We start from the raw sequence: 7,428 nt of genomic DNA, 5'->3' as shown, positions 1-7,428 counted from the left end.
GAACTGGCTGATGTGCCGGGCCATAAAATGGGCGCCCGCACAGGACTCCATAACAACGGTAGAAGCGGSACAAGTAGAGAGAAAGGCGGTTAACGGGTTGCGGGAAAACTTCTTACGTAGCAATGCATTACCGTTTTTATCCTGAGCGTGGACATGGAACGAATGCTTGCCGAGGTCAATACCGATGAGCGTAACGTTTTGCATGATGATCCCCTTCAGAAAGAAAAACACCCTGTCAGCGTACCGCTCACAGGGTGGGGGTGACCATCTTATTAAACGGGCCTTTTCTGGCCCGTTTTCTGTTTCATCCATAGGGCATTTTAAACCCCCATGATTTTCTTCACCGGCATAATGCTATCGCGCAGGCGGGTGAGCCACTGGCTGATCTGCGCCGCAACAGCAATGGCTTCGCGTGCATCGCTTTTGATCAACTGAATGCTCTGACCGGGCTGAACCTGCGCCAGACGCCATAAATCTTCTTCAATAATTCCGGCAATTTTCGGATAGCCTCCGGCGGTATTGGCGTCAGCCAGCTGAATGATCGGCTCGCCGGCAGGCGGAACCTGAACGATGCCGGGGACTAAACCGTATGAACGCATTTCGATGACTTTCGAGGGCGTGACCGGCGCGCCGGATAAGCGGTAACCGGTGCGGTTGCTGTGCAGGGACACTTTCCACGGCTGCGACCAGAAGCGGGGAAGATCGGCTTCAAACAGCGAATATTCTCCGGCGGGAATAGCCCGCAGTTGCACGCATCCCTCAGTGCTGGTCGGGAATACGTTTGCCAGCGCGATCTCCGGCGGCTCGATGCCCATACCTTGCGCAGGCAGGGGAGATGCGGTGTTTTTACCCGCCGCGAGGCGATCGTTTTTCTCCAGCGGTCGTCCGTCTAAACCCCCAAAACCACCACGCAGCGCGGTGCTGCGCGAGCCCATAACGACCGGCACGTCAATGCCTCCGGCGACGCACAAATAGCTGCGGGCACCGTAACGCGGGAACTGCATTTCCAGCTCCTGCCCTGCGCGGACGGAACACGCCCACCAGGGCGGAAGATCTGTACCGTCGAGCTTCGTGCGGCAATCTGCGCCGGTGATGGCAATGCTGGTATCGGCGAGAAACCGGACCTTAAACGGAAACATCTGCACTTCAATGCAGGCGGCGTTTTCGTCATTGCCCAGCATGATGTTGCCCGCGTGAAACGCCAGCGGATCCATCACGCCGCTGACAGACACGCCGATATCCCGGAATCCGCTGCGGCCCGCGTCCTGAACAGTATTCAGCGGGCCGGTTTTCACTATTTCAATCACGGCTGGTTCAGTCACAATTCAATCCTTTCTGGCAGAAAGCGCACGCTGTCCCCCGGTGCCATCAGCGCAGGATTCTCTGCCTGCGGGTCAAACAGCGTCAGTTCGGCGAATCCGATGGCGTTCCAGCCGTTTGGCCCGGTCAGCGCGGAAATCCCGGTCTGTGCGCCGCCGATGGTCACGGTGCCTTTGAGCATATTCAGCGAGGGGACTTTTTTACGCGGCGTGGCAAGAGACGGATCCAGCCCGTGGAGATAGCCAAAACCCGGCGCGCTGCCCAGTGAAAACACCGTGTAGCAACCCTCAGAATGGCGGCGGATGACCTCGCGCGGCGAAAGCCCGGTATGCTGGCAAACCGCGTCCAGATCGGTGGCATGTTCGCCGCCGTAAATCACCGGAATTTCAATCAGCTTGCCTTGCGGATGAACGGCCTGTGCCTGTTCCCAGGCGGCCACCAGCAGGGCAAAGGTGGCGTCGTAATCTGCCGGTGTCTGGCGAAACAGCACCAGCAAATTGGTCACGCCGGGGATCAGTGATTCGATATCATCACGCGCACGCAATGCGACCGCCAGTGACCAGATGCGGCGCTGGGCGGGCAGGTCGAAATCTCCCGGTGCTTCAATCAGCCAGGCACGGCTGCCGATGGTGGAGATTTTGATGTTGTCGCCCTGACTGGCAAGAATAAAAGAGGCGCGGGAAGGCGCCTCGTGCGACGCAGTGATCATCGGTTATTCCAGAGGTTCGAATTTAAGGCTGGAGAGCGGCTGTACTTTGTCTTCGCGCACCATTTTGTATTCGGTATTTGGCCCGATCCAGGTATCCCAGATTTTATCGATGGTGCCGTCGTCATCCATCGCTTTCAGGCTGCTGTTAACCTTCGCCAGCAATGCCGGTTCGTCCTTTTTCATGCCGACGCCGATCGGCTCCAGCGCCATCGGCTCTTTGATCATCCCCAGTTCAATGCCGTCTTTTCCGGCCTGAGAAATCATTTTGATGGCGGTCATGGTGTTGGTCACAAAGCCCACCGCTTTGTTCTGTTCCAGCGCCAGAAAGGCCGACGCAGCATCCTGGAAGGTCACGGCTTTTGCGCCTGCCAGATATATCGATTGTTCAGACGTTGTGCCTTTGGTGGCGCTGATGCGTTTGCCTTTAAAATCCGCACGAGTTTTATCGACGTTGGGCTTTTTCACCACCAGTACTTCTTTCGCCACGTAATACGGATCGCTGAACTGAATCTGTTGGCCGCGCGTTTTGGTATACGCCAGATTGGCAATCAGCACGTCGGCGCGGCCAGTGGCGATCACCGCAATACGCGCTTCAATAGACGTCGGCATCAGATTGAGTTTTACGCCCATCTGTTTGGCTAACGCCGTACATAAATCGACGTCCATTCCCGCAAGCTGGCGCGTTTTCGGATCCGGCGACGAGAACGGCGGCACATCGGAATACACGGCACAATTGAGTGAACCGCGTGCCTGAATATCAGAAAGAACATCCGCTTTCGCAGAGGAAAAGGCCGCCATCAGTGGCAACGCCAGCAAGGAACAAGACAGTAACTTCAGTTTCATCATTCATTCTCCGGGATTTTTTAATTAGCAGTGTGTGACGACAACTTCCCCTGGCTCACTGTGAGCAAAACTGGCTGTGGTTTCTTTATGAGTCAGCCCGACTATATAAGCTCACCCTGGCGTTGTATAAGAAGTAAACCCTGTATGGCGATACGCTTTTTGTATGACCGGGAAAAAGGCGGCTCTGCCAGAATAGCGGACAGATTCATCCCGCTGCTCACCAGGAACGAAGGTTAATAATGAACGCCAGAATGGGTATTTCGCTAAAAATATTATCAGCCCTGTGTGCCACATTAATGCTGGCCTGCGTGAAAGGGCTGGGCGGAAATATACCTACCGGAGAAGTGATATTTTTTCGCTCTTTCGTTGCCTTATTCCCGCTGCTGATCTGGCTCAAATTGCAGGGCCCTGTTTTCCCCCAAATTAAAACGAAGAATATATTCGGCCATTTAATTCGCGGCTTTTCCGGCACGGGGGGAATGTATTTTAACTATCTGGCGTTAGTGTATATCTCGCTGGCGGATGCCACGGCGATAAGCTACGCCGCGCCGCTATTCACGGTGGTCATGGCCGCGGTTTCATTGCGTGAAAATGTTCACGCTGCCCGCTGGCTGGCGGTGGGCATCGGTTTCACCGGCATTATCGTCATGCTGTGGGCGCATCTGACAGACAGCGGTTCGCTGCTCTCGGGCAGTTTTAAGCAGGTTTCGGCGGGGCTGGGCGTGATTCTGGCGCTGCTGGCGGCGATGTGTACGGCGGTATCTTCGGTGCAAATCCGTTTTTTAAATGGCATCGAAAGACCGGGCGCGATCGTTTTCTACTTCTCGCTGATGACCATGCTGATTGGTCTGGCGACGATTTTCTTCGGCTGGAAAATCCCGACTAGCTTGCAGCTTTTACTGCTCATCGGTTGCGGCTTTCTTGGCGGAATGGCACAGATCCTGATTACGCTGAGCCTGCGTTACGCCGATGCGTCGCTGCTGGCGCCTTTTGATTACACCACGATGGTCTGGTCGATGATGCTTGGTTTTCTGTTCCTCGACAGTTTTCCGTCATCTTCCACGCTGGCCGGTGCGTCAATCGTGGCCGCAGCCGGAATTTTCGCCTTATTGAGTGAGAGGCGTATAAACAGAACGGCTATTATCAAATCAGCAAAGTAGGGGAGTAAGGGGGCGGTAAGCATCCTGATTTCCTCCCGGATATCTCAAACGTGCGTGGAACTAAAACGGGTGTGCTTACCTTTAGCAGAGGGATTAGTGTGGACTTAGGCATGTATGAGTCATTCGCGCTGACCAGCCAGTTCATGACAAAGCGCACCGATCTGTTCCACTGCATTGAGCAAGGTGGGCGAGGGTTCATTCGCGCAATTCAACCGCAGGAAGTTCTGAAATTCCGCCCCCGGGGAAAACAGGAGGCCAGGACTGACACCAATGCCCAGCGCCAGCGCGCGACGATGTACCACCAACGCATTCAGCGGATGCGGAAGTTCTATCCACAATAAGAAACCGGCTGTCGGCACGGCAACACGAGTGCCCGGAGGGAAGCTTGCGTTGACCCGGGCGATAACGGCGTGTACTCCCTCCGTGACCCGGAGCTTCAGGCGCCGCAGATGACGTTCGTAGTCTCCACTTGCCAGTATATCGTTCGCGGCTGCTTCAAGCAGCGGTGCGCCTGCCCAATCCCCGGCCATGCGGGCCTGCAATACCTGCGTGTGGTAGCGTCCTGCCGCAATCCAACCGATTCTCCAGCCCGGGGCAAGGGTTTTGGATAATGAACTGCAGTAAATCACACTCCCACTCTGGTCGAAGGCCTTGCAGGCCGGAGGACGCTGCCCCTCACCGGCCAGGTCACCATATACATCGTCCTCAATTAAAGGGATGCCTGCACGTTCAATCAGCGCAACAAGTTCCTGCTTGCGGGTGACGGGCATACTGGCACCGAGTGGGTTTTGCACCGTGGGCGAAGCCAGCACGGCTGCGGGACGGTGGCGCTGAATAGCTTCACCCAGAGGTGCCAGCAACAAGCCTTCAGCGGGATCTGTGGGGATTTGCAATGCCTTGAGGCCTAGGTCCTCCAGCAGCAGGAGCGTACCGAAGTAGGCGGGTTGCTCAATGGCCACTACATCACCAGGCTGACATACAGCCCGCAGAGCCAGACGCAGTGCCTGCGTCGCGCCAGCCGTAATGACGAGATCATCCGGACCAAAACGGGCACCCCACTGTGCAGCGCGTACGGCTATATTTCTGCGCAGGTCTGCCCTTCCCGGCGGCAGGCTGTAGCTCTGACCGTGTGCGTCCAGGCGACGGCTTGCAGTCTGCAACGCCCGCTGTAGCGTATCTGTTGGCAGCCATAGTGGATCGGGCAGCGCTGCGCCAAGTGGCACCAGACGGGCTTCTGCGCTGCTGAATAGTGAACGGGCTACTGCTGACATTGTCACGGGGACCGGGCCAGGTAAATGATGGGATGACTGCATGTTCTGAGGTGTGTTTATCTGGCAAACGAAGTAGCCAGAACGCGGACGCGCAACAATCAGGCCTTCGGCCTCAAGACAACGAAGTGCTTCCAGTGCCGTTGGGAGGCTAACTTGCTCGCGTTCGGCCAGTTTACGCGCGGAGATCATCCTGTCGCCGGCTCGCAATACACCTGATGCAAGGGTAAGGCGCAGCATTTCAGCAATCCGGCGGTAATGTGGGGACAACAGACGTGGGACGGACATTGCGAACTGTACAGTCTGATTTTCGATAAATCTGACTATACAGACAATGATGCGGCCCTTCTATAGTAGTGCCGAACCCGAGCAATCAAGGAGGCATTATGCATAGCGACAACTTCGACCTTTCGACTTATTTTCGTCGTATAAACTACACCGGGCATGCAGCCGCCGATACCGCCACGCTGCACGCGCTCATGCGTCATCAACTCTTTTCGGTGCCCTTCGAGAATCTGGATGTGCAGGCTGGCAAAGTCGTCTCCCTGGTACCCGAAGACATTGCAGACAAGCTGTTACAACGAGGTCGTGGTGGATACTGCTATGAGGTCAATGGGCTATTTGCAATGGCGTTGGGCGCTTTAGGTATTACCTACCGTTTCGTTGCAGCTCGTCCGATGTTCTACCCGGCACGCCGACCGAAAACGCATATGGCATTAATTGCTGAAGTCGATGACCGCCTGTGGCTTTGCGATCTAGGGTTCGGCAGCTACGGTATTCGCGCACCGATCGCCATAGACATGCCAGATACCGACATCGAACAGGATTTCGACACTTTCCGACTTATCCGTGACGGTAATAACGAGTACCTGCTACAAGCGAAGGTGGAGGGCGAATGGGCCAATCAATACAGTTTTGATCTGTCACCCCAGGAGTGGATTGATTTCGTCCCGGCCAACTACCTCAACTCCACCCATCCTGATGCCATCTTTGTGCAGAAGTTACTGATCGTGCAGCACGTCCCCGAGGGTCGGCTGATTTTGCTAGGGAATGTGCTGAAGACGATCACCGCAGAGGGCGTAGAAAAGCAGCAACTGACGGAAGACGATATTGCCCATGTCCTGAAAAACCGCTTTGCTCTGCCTGCACCGCAATACATCGGGAAGACAGTGTAATCCTGAGCACAGCCTTCCCTCTATTTATCCTCATGAAATATACAGAGGGCTGGCTGGTATACCTGTCGCAGACGACTCATTCAACACAGGATGGTCTGGAGGTGTTTTTAATTCAATTGCAACACTGATGCTAATAGACCCTTCATTGAGCAGGTAATTAATGTCTGCTCTTTGCTTGTAGCTGCCCTTTGGTACTCCTGTGCCAAAAGCGGAAGTTACCTCTCGGGGGCATTAAAGATTAGCCTTGGTTATTATGATAAATTCATTCAACTGTCAGGGTTCAATTAGGGGGAGAAAAATGCTCTTGGAAAAGCTGAAAGCACTTGAATGCAGTCTTCACGGTGTCCGGCGGAATGATCGGAAATGGCTTGAACAGATATTGCATCCCGAATTTCGGGAAATCACACGGTCAGGTGTAATAGTTGACCGCGCGGAGACGATAGCATCTTTGACTGGCGAATTAAGTCCAACGATCATTCTTAGCAGTGATTTCCGGCTGATCAGCATGGGAGAGTACTGCGCCATTCTGCACTACAAGACGTTTAATTCGGACGGCAGCCGAGCATCCCTACGTTCTTCTTGCTGGGTGTATTCTGACAAGGGGCAATGGGAGTTGGCTTTCCATCAGGGAACACCAGAGGCGGGTGCGGTATAATTTTGGCAATGACACGCTAAAAAACCATCAGCCCGGTGGGTATCTCTTACAGGCATGAAAAGCCAATGTCAGCTCCCCGCTCAAAGCTGAAACTCACCAAAGCCAACGTCGCTTGGGTTCTTGCCAGGCCCCCTGCCAAAGGTCAAAACGCTTGAGTTGTTCAAGTTTCTGTAGAACAACATCTTCACCCACGGATGAGAGAATTCGCTCTGGAATTGAAATGCCGAAAAGGTCTTCAGCGACCGGGAATATTTCACATTCTGATGTAAGTGACCCCAACGATTTTTCTATCTTCTTA

The 7,428-nt window shown here is 54.5% G+C and carries 8 protein-coding genes and 1 pseudogene; 3 read left to right on the top strand and 6 right to left on the bottom strand.

From position 1 onward, the window contains the following. The 4 genes and pseudogenes from AC1DUO_RS22640 to AC1DUO_RS22625 all read right to left on the bottom strand — a co-directional run. Positions 1-204: pseudogene (locus AC1DUO_RS22640) on the bottom strand (IS110 family transposase); the annotation flags it as partial. Positions 205-320: 116 nt separating this feature from the next. Beyond that, the gene (locus AC1DUO_RS22635) at positions 321-1,307 is read right to left on the bottom strand and encodes a 5-oxoprolinase subunit C family protein (RefSeq protein ID WP_183065314.1); all 987 of its coding nucleotides are present in this window, start codon (positions 1,305-1,307) and stop codon (positions 321-323) included. A gap of 11 nt (positions 1,308-1,318) precedes the next feature. Continuing rightward, a complete protein-coding gene (gene pxpB, locus AC1DUO_RS22630) occupies positions 1,319-2,029 on the bottom strand; it encodes a 5-oxoprolinase subunit PxpB (protein WP_013576012.1) in 711 nt (236 codons plus the stop codon). Positions 2,030-2,032: 3 nt separating this feature from the next. Next, positions 2,033-2,872 carry a transporter substrate-binding domain-containing protein gene (locus AC1DUO_RS22625; protein ID WP_041689107.1) on the bottom strand — a complete coding sequence of 280 codons (840 nt, stop codon included), beginning with the start codon at positions 2,870-2,872 and terminating at the stop codon, positions 2,033-2,035. A 239-nt stretch (positions 2,873-3,111) separates the two neighbouring features. Between AC1DUO_RS22625 and AC1DUO_RS22620 the strand changes: the two genes are divergently transcribed. After that, positions 3,112-4,032 carry a DMT family transporter gene (locus AC1DUO_RS22620; protein WP_119261777.1) on the top strand — a complete coding sequence of 307 codons (921 nt, stop codon included), beginning with the start codon at positions 3,112-3,114 and terminating at the stop codon, positions 4,030-4,032. Between the two features lie 119 nt (positions 4,033-4,151). Here AC1DUO_RS22620 and AC1DUO_RS22615 read toward each other — a convergent pair whose 3' ends face one another. Beyond that, positions 4,152-5,588 (bottom strand): aminotransferase-like domain-containing protein, encoded by a 1,437-nt coding sequence (locus tag AC1DUO_RS22615; RefSeq protein WP_119261776.1) that lies wholly within the window; start codon positions 5,586-5,588, stop codon positions 4,152-4,154. Between the two features lie 98 nt (positions 5,589-5,686). Between AC1DUO_RS22615 and AC1DUO_RS22610 the strand changes: the two genes are divergently transcribed. Together AC1DUO_RS22610 and AC1DUO_RS22605 are read left to right on the top strand one after the other, a co-directional pair. Then, positions 5,687-6,475: an arylamine N-acetyltransferase family protein gene (locus AC1DUO_RS22610; RefSeq protein WP_037034582.1), complete on the top strand. Its 789-nt coding sequence runs from the start codon at positions 5,687-5,689 to the stop codon at positions 6,473-6,475. A gap of 298 nt (positions 6,476-6,773) precedes the next feature. Continuing rightward, a complete protein-coding gene (locus AC1DUO_RS22605; protein ID WP_037034580.1) occupies positions 6,774-7,130 on the top strand; it encodes a nuclear transport factor 2 family protein in 357 nt (118 codons plus the stop codon). Between the two features lie 93 nt (positions 7,131-7,223). On the opposite strand, the gene AC1DUO_RS22600 is transcribed toward AC1DUO_RS22605, so the two are convergent. Then, positions 7,224-7,428, bottom strand: a 205-nt coding sequence (locus AC1DUO_RS22600; RefSeq protein WP_477988850.1) for a hypothetical protein, incomplete at its 5' end; no start/stop codon positions are given.

Source organism: Rahnella sp. P4_A8, from assembly GCF_056402435.1.
This window is presented reverse-complemented; position numbering and strand designations above follow the sequence as displayed.